The following is a 17,092-nucleotide window of genomic DNA, read 5'->3' as shown; positions in this document are numbered from 1 at the left end:
GGTCTTTCTCATGCGGCGGTAGTGAGCCGTCGCATTGGCGCCATTGCCCAGCTCCACGAAGCCAAGATGAGCGCCAACAGCATCCAGTCCCCGAAGCTCGCGTAGAGTGTCGGCGGTCGCGCGGAGGGCAGGCTAGCGTCGACGATGCCCGTTTCGCCGGTATCGAGCCGCGCAACGATCTCTCCGCTCGCGTCGATGACCGCAGAGATGCCCGTATTCGCGGCTCGGATGACTGGAAGGCCTTCCTCTACGGCGCGCATACGTGCGGAAGCCAGATGCTGCTCGGGTCCGATGCTGGTGCCAAACCAGGCATCGTTTGTCGCGTTGAAAATCCAGTCCGGCCGGAACAGGTCGTCGACCACATGCCCTGGGAAGATGATCTCATAGCAGATCGCCACGGCGACCAGCGGCACACCCGGAAGCGCAAGCGTTCTCGGGCCCGGTCCGGGCGTAAAATCGCCCAGACCCGCCGTGAGCCGCTCGATGGGCAACCAGCCGCGGAATGGCACATATTCGCCGAAGGGCACGAGATGGTGTTTCGCGTATCCGGTCAGGATCTCGCCGGTCTCGTCAAATGCCTGGACCGTGTTGAAATATCGGGTGCCATCCTCGCTCGGTACACGGTCCGGCACACCGGTAAGCAGCACTCTGCCGTCTGGTAGCGCTGCGGCAATGCGGGCCCGTGCCTCCGTATCCTCATCGAGGAAACCCGGAAAGGCGGTTTCCGGCCAGAGAAGCACGTCGAAATCGCCGGGCCGGGTTGAAAGCTCAAGATAGCGCGCGAAGGTCGCCTCGCGGTTCTCGGGAGCCCATTTCTCCTCTTGTGGAATGTTGCCCTGGACGATGCGCAGGTCGACACCGGGTGGCTGTTGTGCATCCGACTGGAGGCGCAGCGTGCCGACAGCCCACATCGTCGCGATTCCGGCCAGCGCCATGAGCGAGATGGTCAATCGTTGCCGCCCGGACGCCATAGCAGCCGCGCCAGGGAGTACCGCGACGAACACGGTGAGAAAGCTTAGCCCATAGCTTCCGACCCAGGCGGCGGTCTGGCGAAGGGCGGCGTAGTCTACAAGTGCGTAACCGGCCAGGTTCCAGGGAAACCCTGTCAGAACGTGACCACGCAACCACTCGGCCACGGTCCAGGAGGTCGCGAACAGGAGGCAGGCCAAGAGACTGCCCATGGCTCCGCGCCGCGCGATTTCGGCAAAAAGCGCAGCGGCAATGGCTGGGAAAATCGCGAGACCTGCGGACAATCCCGCGACCGCCGGAATCGCCATCGTCCCAAACCGCTCGGCCTCGACGTAGAAACTTTCCGCGATCCACCAAATCCCGAAACCGAACTGGCCGAGACCAAACGCCCAGCCGACGAGGAAAGCGCGCCCGAAGGAGAGATCGCGAAGCCCGACAAACAACGCGGAATAGGCAACGGGAACGAGCAGGAGAATCGAATGAGGCGGGAAAGTCAGAACGGTCATCGCCCCGGCGGCGAAACCAAGCGTCATCCGCGAAAGCAAACGGTGGCGCAGAGCGATGCGGTTCAGAATTTCCGGCTTCACGACTTGATCGAACGCCGCGCGCTGATCCATGGCGCGGCGAGCAAGAGCCCCACGCCACTGACGACAAATACATCGGCCAAGTTGAAGGCAGGCCAATGTGTTGTGCCAATGTAGAAATCGAGAAAGTCTGTTACAGCCCGATACCGCACACGATCGATGACATTGCCCAGGGCTCCGCCAATGATCGCACCGTAGGCAAGCGTTTCCACCGCATTGTCGGCGCGAAACAGCATAACCCCCAGCCAAACACAGATGGCAAGAGCGAAAGCGATGAGGCTCCACCACGGCGCGCCGCCCAACATACCGAAAGTCACGCCGTCATTACGATAAAAGACGAGGTTGAATCCCGGAAACACGGGAATTCCGGCGCTTAAAGTGACGGCATTCGCAACGCCAATGGCTTTGGTGATCTGATCGATCGCGAACGCAGCAAGTGCTGCGAAGACGCCGATCATCGGAGATACCTTGTTTAGTGACATTGCCTCATCCCAACCAGACATCAAGGAACAGCATCAGAACGAGCCCGACTGCGAGACCGAGCGTCGCCCTGTTCTGATGGCCGCTGCGATGGGTTTCGGGGATGATTTCGTGGCTAATGACGTAGAGCATTGCGCCCGCGGCAAAGGCCAGACCCCATGGAAGCAGCGGTTCCGACAGTGTGATGATGCCGACCCCGAGCAAACCGCCAATCGGCTCGATCATGCCCGTCAGCGCCGCGATGCCCCAGGCGCGCAGCTTCGGATATCCCTCGCCCAGCAGAGATACAGCGACGGCCAATCCTTCGGGCGCATTCTGAAGCCCGATGCCGATGGCGAGCGGCAGACCGCCCTCCATACCTCCGGATCCGAAGCCGACCCCAACCGCAAGGCCTTCGGGGAAGTTGTGGATCGTGATTGCGATGATGAACAGCCAGACCCGCCGCAAAGACGCCGCTTCGGGCCCTTCGCGTCCCGTCTTGAAGTGCTCGTGCGGCAGCTTTTCGTTCATCAGGGCGACAGCCCCCATGCCCAGAAGAATCGAAACGCATACGATGGCCGCAGGCATCGCGCCGTTTTCGAACATCGGCTCCGCCGCATCCAATGCCGGGATGATCAGCGAAAAGAAAGAAGCGGCGAGCATCACACCGGCAGCGAAGCCGAGCGACAGATCGCGTGTGGCCCGAGACGGGATGCGCCCGAACAGCACGGGAACTGCTCCGACTGCTGTGAGCGATCCGGCGGCAAGACTTCCGAGAAAGCCGAGCATTATCGGAGACAGATTTTCCATGGGCGGGCCAGATTATCCTTCGGCGTAGCTCGAAAAGACTTCCGTCGACCCGTCCTTGCGGATGAGGAAGACATCATAGGCCTCGCGGTCGTCTTCTGGCCCCATGCCGGGCGAGCCATAGGGCATCCCCGGAACAGCGAGGCCGACGGCGTCCGGGCGCTCCTCGAGAAGGCGGCGGATGTCAGCGGCCGGTACATGGCCCTCGATCACGTAGCCGTCAATGAGCGCGGTGTGGCAGGAGACCATGCGCTGCGGCACGCCGTTGTCTAGCTTGAAGCGCACGAGAAGCCCGCCGAACATGTCCTGGCCGGTCGGCACAAACCCGTTCTCTTCGAGATGTTTCATCCACGAGAGGCAGCAGCCGCATCCGTTGGTCTTGCGGACGTCGATCGCCGTTGCCTCTGCGAGGGCCTGGGCCGCTGGGAACAGGGCGAGCGTGATGGCAAGAACTTGTGTCATGCGTTTCATGGGTCAGAGCCTTTCGGTTGTCGTTTTGGCAATCTCGCTGCCGAGGTTTTCATTCAGAAGCGCCCGCGCCTCGGCCAGACGCGAGAGCGCGGCGGTATCATCCGCATCGCTCTCGGCCGCTTCGGCGAGCCGGTCGTCAGAGAGGGGGTCAGTCGGGCGCCCATCCACGAGCACCTCATAGTGCAGGTTCGGACCTGTCGCCGTGCCAGTCGCGCCGACGCGGCCGATCACGTCTCCCGCCGCAACGCGTTGGCCTTGTGCCAAGTCTTCCGGCACGGCGCTCAGATGCGCGTAGCGCGTCATGGTGTCGGAGCCGTGCAAGATTTCGACCACGCGACCATATCCGCCGCGCCAGCCGATGAAATTGACCCGCCCCGGTGCCGTCGCTTGAACCGGTGTCCCACGTGCCGCTGCAAAATCGACGCCGGTGTGCATCCGGACGTTGCCAAAGACCGGATGCGTGCGGCGTCCGAACACCGAGCTGAGGCGCGCACCCTCGACCGGCTGTGCGAAGACGCGCAGCACCTCGCCATCGACGTAGATCGTCGCCTGACCGCTGCCGTCGTCCGGCCATACGATCTCGTAAAGCGAACCGCCGATCTCCAGTGCGGCGAAGGCGAGTTCGGGCTGTCCGATCCTGTCCTCTCCGACCCGCGCCTCACGCCAGAGAAGCCTTAGTGTTTCGCCACCGGCCATCTCGCGGCGGAAATCCACGGTCCCACCCAGCATCTGCGCAAGGTCCACGGAAAAACGGGCGGGTATGCCGGCTTCGTCGAGTGCCGCGAAGATCGAGCTGTCGATCATGGCTTCGCCGGCAAGGGTTACGATTTCCGGATCCGGAGCCACGACCTGCGTGGACATCTGCTCGCCGAAAACCACCTCGATCCGAACCCCGTCCTCGACGGCGAGTGAGACGGTGCGGGGGCTGCCGTCCACGGTCGAAGCGACAGTGACCGAGTGCCCCGGCCGCAGCCGTCGCAGATCGTATTCCGCACCAAGCGCGAGGGCAACTTCGGCTCTGTCAGGTGCCGCAAGACCGGCCTCTGACAGCAAGAAATCGAGCGTTTCGCCCGGAGCAATGTCGCGCGACCACGTCGACAGGGGTGGCTTGATCGCTTGCACCGGCCTGTCGGCAAACGCGGCCTGCAGAAGGGGCAGCGGGCTGAGGTCGGGTGCATCGTCTGCCCATGCCGCCGCGGGCAGCGTCACGGGGATGTCAACGTTCTGGGGGGCTTCAGGACCTTGGGGCATCCAGCTACCTGCCTGGGCAAGTTCCGGCGGCACGGGTTCTTTCGACATGGAATCAGAGATGGCGATAGCCGCTCCCGAAACCGTCCCCGCAATTGCGACACAAGCCGCCAAAGTTCTGAGCCTCATGTCGCCCCCTCCATTTCTTCTTCCAGCGCGCGGCGGATCTTCGGCACCGCGAATTCTTTGGGCTCGTGATAGTCGATCATGGTGACGAATCGCCCAGAGGCTGCGAACAGGAAGACGCTCGCGGTGTGGTTCATCGTGTAATCGCCGCTCTCCGCCGGTACTCGCTCGTAGGTGGCGCGGAAGCCGTCCGCGACGCGCGCTATCTGCTCTTCCGGTCCCGTCCAGCCGCGGATCGCCGGATGGAAGTAGCCGACATATTCGGCCATCGTTTCGACAGTGTCGCGCTCGGGATCGACCGTGATGAAAACCACGTTCATCTCGTCGGCCTCGTCTCCCAGATCGTCGAGCCATCCCGAAATGTCAGAAAGCGTGGTCGGGCAGACAACGGGACAGTAGGTGAAGCCGAAGAACGCCATCGTCGGGCGACCGATCAGGGTTTCCGGCCCGACCGCGTTGCCCTCATGATCCGTCAGACGGAAATCCATCTCGGTCAGGGCCACAGGCCGCTGCCCGACAGGTTCGGGTCCACCGGGTCCATCGACCTGCCACCAACCGACGAAGAGCATCAGGGCGACCGCCCCGACACCAGCCGCGCCGTACCCCAGGACCGCCCGTCGCCGCATCAGTCCTCTGGCCCCCGCGCGGCGATTCCGAGGATCGGCACCTCGACCGTCACTTCGCCTCCGTCGTCGAAAAGCAGGGTCAGCGGAAAGGTGTCCCCTTCCGTCATCGGTTCTTGTAGCCGCATCAGCATTGCGTGCAGGCCCCCCGGTTCGAGCGCGACGCTCTCGCCCGGGGCGATCGCGATCTCCCCCGCCGGGCTCATGGAGCTCACACCTTCGGCATTGGTCTTCGTCTCGTGGATTTCGGGCATCATCGCGAGCGGTGTTGTAAGGCCGATCAGCGTCACCGGCTCGTCGCCAGTGTTGCGGATCGTCATGTAAGCGGCCCCGGGACGGTTCATCCCGATGGAGGCGCGGGACCACGCGTTCTCGACGACAACATCCTCGGGTCCGGCCAGCGCGGGCACCGAGAGCCCTCCAAGGGTCAAAAGCGCGGCCAGTGTGCCAGTCAAAATATACTTTTTCATCGTTCTGATCCTGCCCTTTCCATTCAGCTTTGCGCGGCAGCGACTTCGGCGGCCACCAGACGACGCAACTCTGCCTCCCCGAATGGATCGAGCGGCTTGCCGTTCACAAAGAATGTGGGCGTCTGGCGAATTCCCACGGCCTCGACGTCAGCACGATCCTGGTTAAGGATCGCCACGACACCGGGTGCCAGCATTTGCGTGCGCGCGGCTTCGGCATCGAGTCCGGCCGTGGCGGCGATCTGAAGGATCAGGCCAGGCGCCGGGGCACCGTGCGACGCCCATCTCGGCTGTTCCCGCAGAACGGCCTCGAGCACCGGCACGTAAACGTCCTGCATGCGCGCCGCTTCGAGCACGCGGATGGCTTCCTCGGATGCCGCGCCGTGGAAGGGCGTGTAGCGGATCACGACGCGGACAGCTTCCCCATGCTCGGCCATGATGTCCTTCACGATGGGATGAAAGGCGCGACAGGCCTCGCAGGCCGGATCGAAGAATTCGACGATCGTGACGGGCGCATCCGCAGGCCCGAGGATGGGCGAGTAGGGGCGGATCATCGCCTCCGCAAGTTCCGGAGCAACGGGCTCCGCTTCGGCCACTGGGCCGGGGCGGATTGCAAACCAGGTGGCTCCGCCGAAACCGGCGGCGCCGAGGGCAAGAACGGACAGGATCAGGCCGCGTCGATTCATGTTCGTGTGTCCTTCAATGAAAGGGCCGACAGCGCCCCGATCAGCGCGAAGGCGGCGAGCGCCATCAGCGGGATAGGGATGCCGAAGACCAGTTGGTTGTCATCGGTGCAAGAGGGGCCGGTGGCCGTGCAGGGCTGGACGCGTTCGGGAACAAGACCGACGTACAGCCCCATGTGCCAGAGGGCGATTGCGCCGCCGCCAAGCGCCAATGCGATGCCGTAGCGCCCCACGCGGCCGTCCCGCCACCAAAGGCCGAGCCCGAGGACAATGGCCAAGGGGAACATGAAGGCGCGCTGGAACCAGCACAGCACACAGGGCGTCTGCCCCAGCACCTCGCCGACAAAAAGCACGGCAAGCGAGGCGACGAGCGCGATGATCCACGCCAGCCCGAGGGCTGTTTCTCCGGACATACGGTTCATGTCGGTCAGAACCTCTCTTCCAGATCGGCGAGTATCTCTTCGGCGGAGGTGCCGTAGGGCCACGAGTCGGCGAAGCCCGCGTCGGGATCGAAGAGGAACAAATGCGACGTGTGGCCCATCGTGTAACCATCCGGCGCCGCAGCCTCTTCGACGCGTTCAAAGAAGATCGGAAACGTCTCGGATGTGGCGGCGATCTGTTCCGGCGTGCCGGTCAGACCGATGATGCCCGCATCGAACAGCGTGACGTATTCGGCGAGTGCGGCGGGCGTGTCCCGTTCGGGGTCGATGGTGATGAAAATCGGCTGGACCTTGGCGGCATCGTCGCCCAGACCGTCCATCACCGCCGCGACCTCAGATAGGGTCGTCGGGCAGACGTCGGGGCAGTTGGTAAAGCCGAAAAAAACCAGCATCCAGCGCCCCGCAAAGTCCTCCTCGGTTTGAACCATACCCTGGTGGTCCGTCAGTTCGAACTCAGCGAAAAAAGGCGGCTCGGCGTCAGTTCGGGCGCTATCGGCACGATAATCGGACCATAGCAAGAGCCATACGAAGGCAAGCGCTGCCACGCCTGCCAAAACCCAAAGAAACTTCTGTGCCGATGTAAGGGACAATCCTGTTCGCCTGTTTTTGATTCTTATTGCAAGTGCGGATACATCCTCTAGCCGCTAGAGGTTCAAGCACGAAATCATGGTATAGCTTGAACTCACGCGTCTGTGAAACCGACACTTGTTTATTCCGACGGCAAAACCTACACAAACTGTATCTTTTTCATGGAGGCGAAAATGCTCACGATCGGTACTCTGTCAAAGAAGACTGGCACGAAGGTGCAGACCATCCGGTACTACGAACAGATTGGGCTCATGCCCGAACCTGGCAGGACCGAAGGCGGGCAGAGGCGCTACGACAATGCACAGCTCGACCGGCTGTCCTTCATCCGCCATTCGCGACAACTCGGTTTCTCGCTCGATGCGATCCGCGAGCTGCTCGACCTCAGCGACCATCCCAACCGGCCCTGTGATGAGGCTGATGCCATCGCGCGTCGCCAGCTCAAACAGGTGGAGCAGCGCATGGCCCGCCTGAAGGCGCTGCGCACGGAACTGAAACGCATGGTTCACGAATGCAGCGGCGGGCGGACGGGAGATTGCAAGGTGCTTGAGGTGTTGCGGGACCATTCGGAATGCTTGACCGAACACGAGGAAATCGGGGCCTGAAGGAATTCAGCCAACATTCCGGCTGGAACGCAGATCAGCCGCAGAAGTTAATGTGTCGTACAACACAAGCTGGAACCACAAAATGGCCGCTAGACAAGATTCAATGGAGAGACGGACGCTTTGGATCGTTCTGGCGCTCAATATCGGTTTGGCCGTGGCTTTTTTCGCAACAGGCGCCTTCGGCGACTCAAGTGCCCTGATCGCCAACGGGCTCGATAACCTCTCCGACAGCTTCGTCTACGCGATCAGCCTTTTCGCTTTGTCCCGATCCGCCAAATGGAAACGCGGGGCGGCGAACGTTTCCGGCGGGCTGCTGATCCTGTTCGCTGCAGGCATCCTCTACGATGCGTGGCGCCGCTACATCGGTGGGTCAGATCCGCTCGGGACGATCATGATTGCAATGGCCCTGATCGCGGCGGCTATCAACGCAGTCTGCGTTTGGCTGCTCGCTAAGCTCAAAAATCCAAACGTCAATATCCGCGCGGCCAACACCTTCAGTTACAACGATTTCGCCGCGAACCTCGGGATCGTCGTGGCCGGTGGCCTCGTCGCTTGGCTAGGAACCAACTGGCCGGACCTTGTCGTCGGTGTGATCGTCGCCGGGATCGCGGCCTGGGGCGGTATCGACATCCTGCGCGACGCACACGGCGAACACCACAAAGCGGTTCACACGGACAAATAGTTGCGGGAGATTCTTTCTGAAAGAAAGGATTGAAGCTATAGTGACTATAGCAATTAGTCTTGTTCCAAGACGATTCGAGGAGCGACCCGTTGCAGATGATCGACCCCCTACTTGTACCCACCAAACTACTGGATTTTGATGCCGCGCCTCTTGCGCGTCTAATTGAGAACCGCAGCTGGCGCGGCTTATCCGAATACGATCGGATCGGAGCTGCCTATGATTTCGTTCGGAATGAAATCGCGTTCGGATACAATCGAGCTGACGACATCCCCGCATCCGAAGTGCTTTCCGACGGCTATGGGCAGTGCAATACCAAAGGCACGCTCTTGATGGCGCTGCTGCGTGGTGTCGGCATTCGTTGCCGGTTGCATGGGTTTACGATCCACAAAGGCTTGCAGCGCGGTGTTGTCCCTGAGCTGGTGTATCCGCTTGCTCCGCAGGAAATTCTCCACTCATGGGTCGAGATCGAATTTCAAGGTGCCTGGATCAACCTTGAAGGCTTCATCCTGGATGACGCTTTCCTCGATGTCCTGCAAACGTCATTCTCGGACACAGAAAGTCTCTGCGGTTATGGCGCGGGCACGGATTGCCTTGGCGCGCCTCCCGTCGCCTGGAACGGAGAAGATACCTACATTCAGAAAACCGGCATCGTGCAGGATTTCGGCGTGTTTGATACGCCGGACGCCTTCTATTTTTCCCATGAGCAATCCTTTGGATGGCTGCGTGGTGCCCTTTACCGTCATATCATACGCCACTGGATGAATGCGCGCGTTCGTGGTTTCCGCAGCGACCGCCTCAAGACTGACCGACGCGCGACACACGCGCATGAGGAGCCTGCCAATGCCACATGACCACGGGCACGCGCATATCGATCCGGATTCTGGCGATCGGCGGGTTGCCATCGCGATCTGGGCGAACGGGCTTCTTACCGTTGCGCAAATCGTCGGGGGCATATTGTCGGGCAGCCTGGCACTGATCGCCGATGCGCTGCACAACTTTTCCGATATGGCCTCGCTTGTCATTGCCTTTGCCGCACGCAAGATCGCGCGCCGCCCGGCCGATGAGCGCATGACCTTCGGCTATGGCCGGGTCGAAATCGTCGCGGCCCTGATCAACTACACCACCCTCATCGTGATCGGCTTCTATCTGATCTACGAAGGTGGCATGCGCATGATTGATCCACCCGAAGTCATGGGGTGGACCGTCGTCATTCTCGGTGGAATCGCGCTTGTGGTCGACACGCTGACCGCAATGCTGACCTATTCGATGCAGAAGGGGAGCGTGAACATCCGTGCGCTTTTTCTCCACAACCTTTCGGATGCGCTTGCTTCGGTCGCGGTTATCGTCGCTGGGTCGCTGATCATCCTTTACGACATGCGTTGGGTCGATCCTGCCATCACCATCGGCATCGCGACCTACATCCTGTATCTGTCTTTCACTGAAATAGGCGGCCCAATCCGAACCCTGATGCTCGGGAGCCCGCCGGACATCGACAACGAGGCCGTCGTCGAAGCGATGCGGAAAGTCGAAGGCGTCGCCGACGTCCACCACGTCCATCTCTGGCAAATGCAAGAGCACGAGGCTGCGCTCGACTGTCATGTCGTCGTGGCAGCCGAGGGATGGTCGAAGATCGAAGAGATCAAGAGCGCGATCAAGGAGCGGCTGAAGGAAGAATTCGGCATCAGCCATTCCAGCCTCGAATTCGAGCACGAGGATCGCGCTCATCAGAACGCCGATCTCTACGGTCACGGCAACGCAAGTGAAAAGGAGAAGACCAATGTTCAAGGAAACGCTGACCGAGCGTGATGATGTCATCGGGCTCGTCTGCGAAGGCAAGTTGACGGAGACAGAATTCAAGCAAATGCACGCGCTGCTTCATGAGCGTCTTGGAACAACCGATAATCCGGGTCTGGTTCTCGACCTTACAAGTTTCGAGGGCTACGAAGAGCCTTCGGCGATGCTAGAAGATCTGAAGGTCGACATCGCCCACGCGAACGATTTCGGTCGCATAGCGGTTGTCGGAGAACGCAGATGGTGTACCGGGGCACGGTTATGAGACAGCGCGTTGCGCTGGTCATGCCGCCATTTTGAACCCTTTGGCGGCGTCGGTTTCAAGGGCCTTCTGTTCGGCCCTGATCTGATCGGGCGTTTTGTAGCCGTGCCGTTCCCGCAGCCATGATGCGTTGTATCGCGCGGCGAAGGCGGCCAAAGCATGCCTGAGCTCTTCGACGGTCACAAAATGGCGGACCCAGAGCAGTTGCTCCTTGAGGGTGCGTATGGCCCGTTCGGCCACCCCATTGCCCTCGGGCTGGCGCACGAAAGCTGGTGAACTGGTGATCCCGAAGCATTTGATCTCGCTCTGGAAGTCTTCTGACATGTAGTTCGATCTGGGCTGGTGCACGGTTTCTTGAGACAGTTCGGAGCGCTATTTCTCTCAGGAAAGGGGAGTAGAGCATGGACAAGAAGATCGACGACACCTCAGGTGCGACGGAGGCCACGGCCCCGTCGGCGCGCGCCCATCACGCTGGCGACGGCGGGGCCGTGGCCGGTCCTGCCAGGCGCCTTTCGGCGAAGCGCAAACTCGTGGCGGTTCAGCGGCTCATGCGGGGTGAGAGCTTGGAGGCGGTGTCGCGGGACCTGAACGTTCCGGTTCACCGGCTGTCCGAATGGCGCGACCGGGTGCTCATGGCGGCCGAGAGTGCGCTGAAGGAACGCGAGCGCGATGAGCGTGACGACGAGATTGCGCGGCTGCAGGCCAAGGTGGGCGAGATCACCATGGCCAACGAGTTGCTGTACGCGAAGATCGACAAGCTGGAGGGCGGCCGCCCTTTGGCCCGGCGGAGGTCGAGGACATGAGCCAGGCGCACTCGATCTCCACGCACCGGCGCTACGTGGAAACGGCGGTGCAAAATTAGGCCACGGTAGCGGCGGGATCGTCTCGCTGCGGGCGGAGTAAAATCCTGCCACTTTTCCCTTCTTGCGGCAGCAGGGAGGGTGGGGAGATTTATACCGTGGAACTTTACAAGAAGGTTCGCTTGGCGTGTGCCGAGGGCATGAGCGCGCGGGCGGCGGCGAAGCATTTCAACATTTCGCGCGGGACGGTTGAGAAGATGTTGGCCTTCTCGGTGCCGCCTGGCTACCGGCGGGACAAGCCGATCAGGCGGCCGAAGCTGGACGGGTTCACCGAGTTCATTGACGCCTGGCTTGAAGCCGACAAGGCGGTGCATCGCAAGCAGCGTCATACGGCCAAGCGGATATGGGAACGGCTTCAGGCCGAGCATGGCTTCACCGGCGGCTATACGATCGTCAAGGATTACGTGCGTGAGCGTGAGCGGCGGACACGGGAGATGTTCGTGCCACTGGCCCATCCGCCGGGCCATGCTCAGGCCGATTTTGGCGAAGCGGTCGTCGTCATCGCCGGTGTCGAGCAGAAGGCGCATTTCTTTGTCATCGACCTGCCGCACAGCGATGCCTATTTCGTCCGGGCCTATCCGGCGGCGACGGCGGAGGCCTGGATAGACGGGCATGTCCGCGCCTTTGCCTTCTTCGGCGGGGTGCCGCAGTCGGTGCTCTACGATAACGACCGCTGCCTGGTCTCGAAGATCCAGCCAGATGGCACGCGCATCCGCGCCACGCTGTTCAGCGGCTTGCAGTCGCATTACCTGTTTCGGGATCGCTATGGTCGGCCCGGGAAGGGGAACGACAAGGGCGCTGTCGAGGGGATGGTCGGCTACGCCCGCCGCAACCACATGGTGCCGATCCCCCACTTTGCCAGTTGGGACGCCTTCAACGCCGACCTTGAAGGGCAGTGCTGCGCACGCCTCACGCGCATTCTTCGGGGTCACAAGGAGACGATCGGCGAGAGGCTGCAGCGCGATCTGGCGGCGATGCGCCCATTGCCTACTGCCCCGTTCGACGCCTGCGACCAAGCGAGCGGCAGGGTCAGCTCGCAGTCGCTCGTGCGCTATGACACCAACGATTACTCGGTCCCGGTCGCCTATGGCCATCAGGATGTCTGGATCCGCGGCTATGTCGATGAGGTCGTGATCGGCTGTCGCGGGGAGGTGATCGCCCGACACCCGCGCTGTTACGATCGCGAGGACATGATCTTCGACCCGGTTCACTACCTCCCGCTGATCGAGCGCAAGATCAATGCCTTGGACCAGGCTGCGCCTCTGGCGGAATGGGACCTGCCCGAAGAGTTCCAGACTTTGCGCCGCCTGATGGAGGCGCGCATGCTCAAGATGGGGCGCCGCGAGTATGTGCAGGTGCTGCGGCTGCTTGAGACCTTTGGCATGGATGACCTGCATGCCGCCGTGAAGAAGGCCCTGAAGCTGGGCGCGGTCGGCTTTGACGCCGTGAAGCACCTCGTGCTTTGCCAGGTCGAGAAGCGCCCCCCAAGGCTTGATCTCGATGTCTACCCCTACCTGCCGCGGGCGAACGTCGAGACGACGCGTGCGGCCAGCTACATGGCCTTGATGTCGGAGGCGGCGGAATGAGCGAGGCTCCGAAGATCCTGCTTGCCCACCATCTGAAGACGCTGAAGCTGCCCACCTTCCTGCGGGAACACGAGAAGGTTGCGCGCCAATGCGCCGCCGAAGGGTTGGACCATGTCCAATTCCTGTCGCGCCTCGTTGAACTGGAACTCATTGACCGCGAGCGGCGGATGGTCGAGCGCCGCATCAAGGCTGCGAAGTTCCCGGCCACCAAAAGCCTCGACAGCTTCGACTTCAAGGCGATCCCGAAGCTGAACAAGATGCAGGTGCTGGAACTGGCGCGCTGCGAATGGATCGAACGGCGTGAGAACGTGATCGCCCTTGGCCCCAGCGGAACCGGCAAGACCCACATTGCCTTGGGCCTCGGGTTGGCGGCCTGCCAGAAGGGCATGTCTGTCAGCTTCACCACCGCCGCCGCGCTGGTCAACGAGCTGATGGAGGCGCGAGACGAACGTCGGCTGCTGCGCGTCCAGAAGCAGATGGCTGCCGTCAAGCTGCTGATCATCGACGAGCTCGGGTTCGTGCCCCTGTCAAAGACCGGCGCCGAGCTGCTTTTTGAGATGATCTCCCAGCGCTACGAGCGCGGTGCCACGCTGATCACCAGCAATCTGCCCTTCGATGAATGGACCGAGACCTTCGGCACCGAGCGGCTGACCGGCGCGCTCCTCGACCGGTTGACCCACCACGTCAACATCCTCGAGATGAACGGCGAAAGCTATCGCCTCGCGCAAAGTCGCGCGCGCAAGACCGGCGACAACACCTGATCCAAAGTATCAGACTTGGACCTGACGGTCCAAGGCGGCCAGTCACCCGCAAGCTATATGGAGAGCGCGGCTGACTGGCCGCCGCCCATCAGCCGCGTCTCGCGCAAACCCAAAGTGGCCCAATTTTGCGCCGCCCCGTGGCCCAATTTTACTCCGCCGTTGACAGCTACGGGACGACGCGTGTCTGCAACATCTGGGGGGTCCCCCGGGCGACGGTGTACCGGCATCGTGTTACGGGCAATGCCGCCAATGAGGCGCGGCCGCCACGTCGTCGTGGTCCGGAGGGGGCCTGCAGCGACAGCGCGCTTCTGGAGCATATCGAGGCCATCATCGAAGCCTCGCCGTTTTCCGGGGAAGGCTACCGGAAGATATGGGCGCGGCTTCGGCATCTGGGCGTCTGTACCGCCCCCCGTCGGGTGCGGCGGGTCATGAAGGAGAACGACCTTCTGGCACCTCAGCGACCCGTCCAGCGGGATGCGCATCCCCATGACGGGACGATCGTCACTGAGCGGGTCGATCAGGTCTGGGGCACGGACATGACCCAGACGGTCACCATCGGGGAGGGACGGGCCTACGTGTTCATCGCGGTGGATCATTGCTCGGGCGAGTTCGTCGGCACCCATGCGTCTTCAAGTGCCAGCCGGTGGGAGGCGCTGGAACCGATCCGTCAGGGCGTCACCCGGCACTTCGGCTGTATCGGGCCGGATACGGCCCTCGGCCTGATCCTGCGGCACGACCACGGATCGAACTACATGTCAGAAGACTTCCAGAGCGAGATCAAATGCTTCGGGATCACCAGTTCACCAGCTTTCGTGCGCCAGCCCGAGGGCAATGGGGTGGCCGAACGGGCCATACGCACCCTCAAGGAGCAACTGCTCTGGGTCCGCCATTTTGTGACCGTCGAAGAGCTCAGGCATGCTTTGGCCGCCTTCGCCGCGCGATACAACGCATCATGGCTGCGGGAACGGCACGGCTACAAAACGCCCGATCAGATCAGGGCCGAACAGAAGGCCCTTGAAACCGACGCCGCCAAAGGGTTCAAAATGGCGGCATGACCAGCGCAACGCGCTGTCTCATAACCGTGCCCCGGTACACATGTAGTTCGATCCGTGGTCGTGCCGCAGGATCAGGCCGAGGGCCGTATCCGGCCCGATACAGCCGAAGTGCCGGGTGACGCCCTGACGGATCGGTTCCAGCGCCTCCCACCGGCTGGCACTTGAAGACGCATGGGTGCCGACGAACTCGCCCGAGCAATGATCCACCGCGATGAACACGTAGGCCCGTCCCTCCCCGATGGTGACCGTCTGGGTCATGTCCGTGCCCCAGACCTGATCGACCCGCTCAGTGACGATCGTCCCGTCATGGGGATGCGCATCCCGCTGGACGGGTCGCTGAGGTGCCAGAAGGTCGTTCTCCTTCATGACCCGCCGCACCCGACGGGGGGCGGTACAGACGCCCAGATGCCGAAGCCGCGCCCATATCTTCCGGTAGCCTTCCCCGGAAAACGGCGAGGCTTCGATGATGGCCTCGATATGCTCCAGAAGCGCGCTGTCGCTGCAGGCCCCCTCCGGACCACGACGACGTGGCGGCCGCGCCTCATTGGCGGCATTGCCCGTAACACGATGCCGGTACACCGTCGCCCGGGGGACCCCCCAGATGTTGCAGACACGCGTCGTCCCGTAGCGCCGGTGCGTGGAGATCGAGTGCGCCTGGCTCATGTCCTCGACCTCCGCCGGGCCAAAGGGCGGCCGCCCTCCAGCTTGTCGATCTTCGCGTACAGCAACTCGTTGGCCATGGTGATCTCGCCCACCTTGGCCTGCAGCCGCGCAATCTCGTCGTCACGCTCATCGCGCTCGCGTTCCTTCAGCGCACTCTCGGCCGCCATGAGCACCCGGTCGCGCCATTCGGACAGCCGGTGAACCGGAACGTTCAGGTCCCGCGACACCGCCTCCAAGCTCTCACCCCGCATGAGCCGCTGAACCGCCACGAGTTTGCGCTTCGCCGAAAGGCGCCTGGCAGGACCGGCCACGGCCCCGCCGTCGCCAGCGTGATGGGCGCGCGCCGACGGGGCCGTGGCCTCCGTCGCACCTGAGGTGTCGTCGATCTTCTTGTCCATGCTCTACTCCCCTTTCCTGAGAGAAATAGCGCTCCGAACTGTCTCAAGAAACCGTGCACCAGCCCACGCTCGACAAGCTGATCCTGACGGAGGCAGCAAAGGGAAACTTCTGAGCCCTTCGCGTCGCCGTCAGTGCATCGACCACGTCCGGCAGGAATTTGGCGTTTCCGAACGCCGTGCCTGCCGAGCGCTTGGGCAGCACCGGTCGACCCAACGCAAGATCCCGCTCGGTCGTCAGGACGAAGCCCGTTTGACCGCCGACATCACTGAACTGGCACGTCAATACGGGCGATATGGCTATCGCCAGATCACCGGCTTGCTGAACCAAGCTGGATGGTGCGTCAATCACAAGCGGGTCGAGCGGATTTGGCGACGCGAGGGGCTTAAAGTCCCGCAGATGCAAAAGAAACGCGGGCGGCTCTGGCTGGCGGATGGCTCCTGCGTGCGGCTGCAGGCTGAGCGCCCGAACCATGTCTGGTCCTATGATTTCGTCCAGGACAGGACGGCAGACGGGCGGGCTTACCGCATGCTCAACATCGTTGATGAATTCACCCGGGAGGTGCTGGTGATCCGTGTCAAACGCAAGCTGAACTCGGTCGACGTGATCGACGCGTTGACCGATCTGTTCATCCTCCGAGGCCCGCCCGAGTTCATTCGGTCGGATAACGGCCCCGAATTCATCGCGGCCAAACTGCGCAACTGGATCGAGGCGGTGGGCGCCAAAACGGCTTACATTGAGCCGGGGTCGCCTTGGGAGAACGGGTATGTTGAGAGCTTCAATGCCAGGCTTCGTGACGAGCTCCTTGATGGGGAGGTGTTTTATTCGCTGAGAGAAGCCCAGATCCTCATCGAACGCTGGCGCAAGCATTACAACACGGTGCGCCCGCATAGTGCCTTGGGCTACCGACCACCAGCACCCGAAAGCATCGTGCCCATAGACCGCAGGCCCACGATGCACTAACTTTCA

At 62.2% G+C, this 17,092-nt stretch carries 21 protein-coding genes and 2 pseudogenes; 10 read left to right on the top strand and 13 right to left on the bottom strand.

Annotated features, from left to right (window positions below):
- Nucleotides 1-8: 8 nt before the first annotated feature.
- Genes lnt through LPB142_RS17135 form a run of 10 tightly spaced genes read right to left on the bottom strand, consistent with a single transcriptional unit; the run spans nucleotide 9 to nucleotide 7,467 of the window.
- Nucleotides 9-1,586: an apolipoprotein N-acyltransferase gene (gene lnt, locus LPB142_RS17180; RefSeq protein WP_071167355.1), complete on the bottom strand. Its 1,578-nt coding sequence runs from the start codon at nucleotides 1,584-1,586 to the stop codon at nucleotides 9-11.
- Entirely contained in the window at nucleotides 1,553-2,011 is a 459-nt protein-coding gene (lspA, locus tag LPB142_RS17175) for a signal peptidase II (protein WP_071167354.1), read from the bottom strand. Before lspA ends, lnt begins: the two co-directional genes overlap by 34 nt.
- A gap of 28 nt (nucleotides 2,012-2,039) precedes the next feature.
- On the bottom strand, nucleotides 2,040-2,822 hold the full coding sequence (locus tag LPB142_RS17170; RefSeq protein WP_071167353.1) for a ZIP family metal transporter: 783 nt from the start codon (nucleotides 2,820-2,822) through the stop codon (nucleotides 2,040-2,042).
- A 12-nt stretch (nucleotides 2,823-2,834) separates the two neighbouring features.
- Nucleotides 2,835-3,290, bottom strand: a complete 456-nt coding sequence (locus tag LPB142_RS17165; protein ID WP_018001717.1) for a DUF411 domain-containing protein — start codon at nucleotides 3,288-3,290, stop codon at nucleotides 2,835-2,837.
- A gap of 3 nt (nucleotides 3,291-3,293) precedes the next feature.
- Nucleotides 3,294-4,667 carry a M23 family metallopeptidase gene (locus LPB142_RS17160; RefSeq protein ID WP_071167352.1) on the bottom strand — a complete coding sequence of 458 codons (1,374 nt, stop codon included), beginning with the start codon at nucleotides 4,665-4,667 and terminating at the stop codon, nucleotides 3,294-3,296.
- Entirely contained in the window at nucleotides 4,664-5,290 is a 627-nt protein-coding gene (locus LPB142_RS17155) for an SCO family protein (protein WP_071167351.1), read from the bottom strand. The genes LPB142_RS17160 and LPB142_RS17155 overlap by 4 nt, the downstream gene beginning before the upstream one ends.
- Nucleotides 5,290-5,757 (bottom strand): copper chaperone PCu(A)C, encoded by a 468-nt coding sequence (locus LPB142_RS17150; RefSeq protein WP_066010340.1) that lies wholly within the window; start codon nucleotides 5,755-5,757, stop codon nucleotides 5,290-5,292. Before LPB142_RS17150 ends, LPB142_RS17155 begins: the two co-directional genes overlap by 1 nt.
- Before the next feature lie 23 nt (nucleotides 5,758-5,780).
- Nucleotides 5,781-6,440, bottom strand: coding sequence for a DsbA family protein (locus LPB142_RS17145; RefSeq protein ID WP_018001721.1), 660 nt, complete (start codon nucleotides 6,438-6,440; stop codon nucleotides 5,781-5,783).
- On the bottom strand, nucleotides 6,437-6,859 hold the full coding sequence (locus LPB142_RS17140; protein WP_018001722.1) for a disulfide bond formation protein B: 423 nt from the start codon (nucleotides 6,857-6,859) through the stop codon (nucleotides 6,437-6,439). Before LPB142_RS17140 ends, LPB142_RS17145 begins: the two co-directional genes overlap by 4 nt.
- Nucleotides 6,860-6,864: 5 nt before the next feature.
- Nucleotides 6,865-7,467, bottom strand: coding sequence for an SCO family protein (locus tag LPB142_RS17135; RefSeq protein ID WP_232231046.1), 603 nt, complete (start codon nucleotides 7,465-7,467; stop codon nucleotides 6,865-6,867).
- Nucleotides 7,468-7,638: 171 nt separating this feature from the next.
- On the opposite strand from LPB142_RS17135, the gene LPB142_RS17130 reads away from it, so the two are divergent.
- The 5 genes from LPB142_RS17130 (at nucleotide 7,639) to LPB142_RS18685 (ending at nucleotide 10,805) form a co-directional block, all read left to right on the top strand.
- Nucleotides 7,639-8,067 (top strand): MerR family transcriptional regulator, encoded by a 429-nt coding sequence (locus LPB142_RS17130; protein ID WP_013959865.1) that lies wholly within the window; start codon nucleotides 7,639-7,641, stop codon nucleotides 8,065-8,067.
- Nucleotides 8,068-8,170: 103 nt separating this feature from the next.
- Nucleotides 8,171-8,749, top strand: coding sequence for a cation transporter (locus LPB142_RS17125; protein ID WP_009573601.1), 579 nt, complete (start codon nucleotides 8,171-8,173; stop codon nucleotides 8,747-8,749).
- A gap of 95 nt (nucleotides 8,750-8,844) precedes the next feature.
- On the top strand, nucleotides 8,845-9,600 hold the full coding sequence (locus LPB142_RS17120; protein WP_071167460.1) for a transglutaminase-like domain-containing protein: 756 nt from the start codon (nucleotides 8,845-8,847) through the stop codon (nucleotides 9,598-9,600).
- Nucleotides 9,590-10,555, top strand: a complete 966-nt coding sequence (locus LPB142_RS17115; protein WP_010138164.1) for a cation diffusion facilitator family transporter — start codon at nucleotides 9,590-9,592, stop codon at nucleotides 10,553-10,555. Before LPB142_RS17120 ends, LPB142_RS17115 begins: the two co-directional genes overlap by 11 nt.
- Nucleotides 10,527-10,805 (top strand): SpoIIAA family protein, encoded by a 279-nt coding sequence (locus tag LPB142_RS18685; protein WP_083392795.1) that lies wholly within the window; start codon nucleotides 10,527-10,529, stop codon nucleotides 10,803-10,805. Before LPB142_RS17115 ends, LPB142_RS18685 begins: the two co-directional genes overlap by 29 nt.
- Nucleotides 10,806-10,823: 18 nt before the next feature.
- Here the strand turns inward: LPB142_RS18685 and LPB142_RS17110 are convergent.
- A pseudogene (locus tag LPB142_RS17110) lies at nucleotides 10,824-11,147 on the bottom strand (integrase core domain-containing protein); the annotation flags it as partial.
- 56 nt (nucleotides 11,148-11,203) lie between these two features.
- Here LPB142_RS17110 and LPB142_RS17105 point away from each other — a divergent pair.
- The 4 genes from LPB142_RS17105 (at nucleotide 11,204) to LPB142_RS17090 (ending at nucleotide 15,064) form a co-directional block, all read left to right on the top strand.
- On the top strand, nucleotides 11,204-11,605 hold the full coding sequence (locus LPB142_RS17105; protein ID WP_083392793.1) for a hypothetical protein: 402 nt from the start codon (nucleotides 11,204-11,206) through the stop codon (nucleotides 11,603-11,605).
- A 155-nt stretch (nucleotides 11,606-11,760) separates the two neighbouring features.
- The gene (istA, locus tag LPB142_RS17100; RefSeq protein ID WP_071165182.1) at nucleotides 11,761-13,248 is read left to right on the top strand and encodes an IS21 family transposase; all 1,488 of its coding nucleotides are present in this window, start codon (nucleotides 11,761-11,763) and stop codon (nucleotides 13,246-13,248) included.
- The gene (gene istB, locus LPB142_RS17095) at nucleotides 13,245-14,009 is read left to right on the top strand and encodes an IS21-like element helper ATPase IstB (protein WP_071165181.1); all 765 of its coding nucleotides are present in this window, start codon (nucleotides 13,245-13,247) and stop codon (nucleotides 14,007-14,009) included. Before istA ends, istB begins: the two co-directional genes overlap by 4 nt.
- Before the next feature lie 137 nt (nucleotides 14,010-14,146).
- Nucleotides 14,147-15,064 (top strand): DDE-type integrase/transposase/recombinase, encoded by a 918-nt coding sequence (locus LPB142_RS17090; RefSeq protein WP_071167348.1) that lies wholly within the window; start codon nucleotides 14,147-14,149, stop codon nucleotides 15,062-15,064.
- A gap of 18 nt (nucleotides 15,065-15,082) precedes the next feature.
- Here LPB142_RS17090 and LPB142_RS17085 read toward each other — a convergent pair whose 3' ends face one another.
- Both LPB142_RS17085 and LPB142_RS17080 read right to left on the bottom strand, forming a co-directional pair.
- Entirely contained in the window at nucleotides 15,083-15,727 is a 645-nt protein-coding gene (locus LPB142_RS17085; RefSeq protein WP_071167347.1) for an IS3 family transposase, read from the bottom strand.
- Nucleotides 15,724-16,125, bottom strand: coding sequence for a hypothetical protein (locus tag LPB142_RS17080; RefSeq protein WP_083392793.1), 402 nt, complete (start codon nucleotides 16,123-16,125; stop codon nucleotides 15,724-15,726). Before LPB142_RS17080 ends, LPB142_RS17085 begins: the two co-directional genes overlap by 4 nt.
- A gap of 65 nt (nucleotides 16,126-16,190) precedes the next feature.
- Here LPB142_RS17080 and LPB142_RS17075 point away from each other — a divergent pair.
- Nucleotides 16,191-17,086 (top strand): annotated as a pseudogene (locus tag LPB142_RS17075) (IS3 family transposase); the annotation flags it as partial.
- Between the last annotated feature and the right edge of the window lie 6 nt (nucleotides 17,087-17,092).

The organism is Rhodobacter xanthinilyticus (assembly GCF_001856665.1).
GTDB classification, from domain to species: Bacteria; Pseudomonadota; Alphaproteobacteria; order Rhodobacterales; family Rhodobacteraceae; genus Rhodobacter; species Rhodobacter xanthinilyticus.
This window is presented reverse-complemented; position numbering and strand designations above follow the sequence as displayed.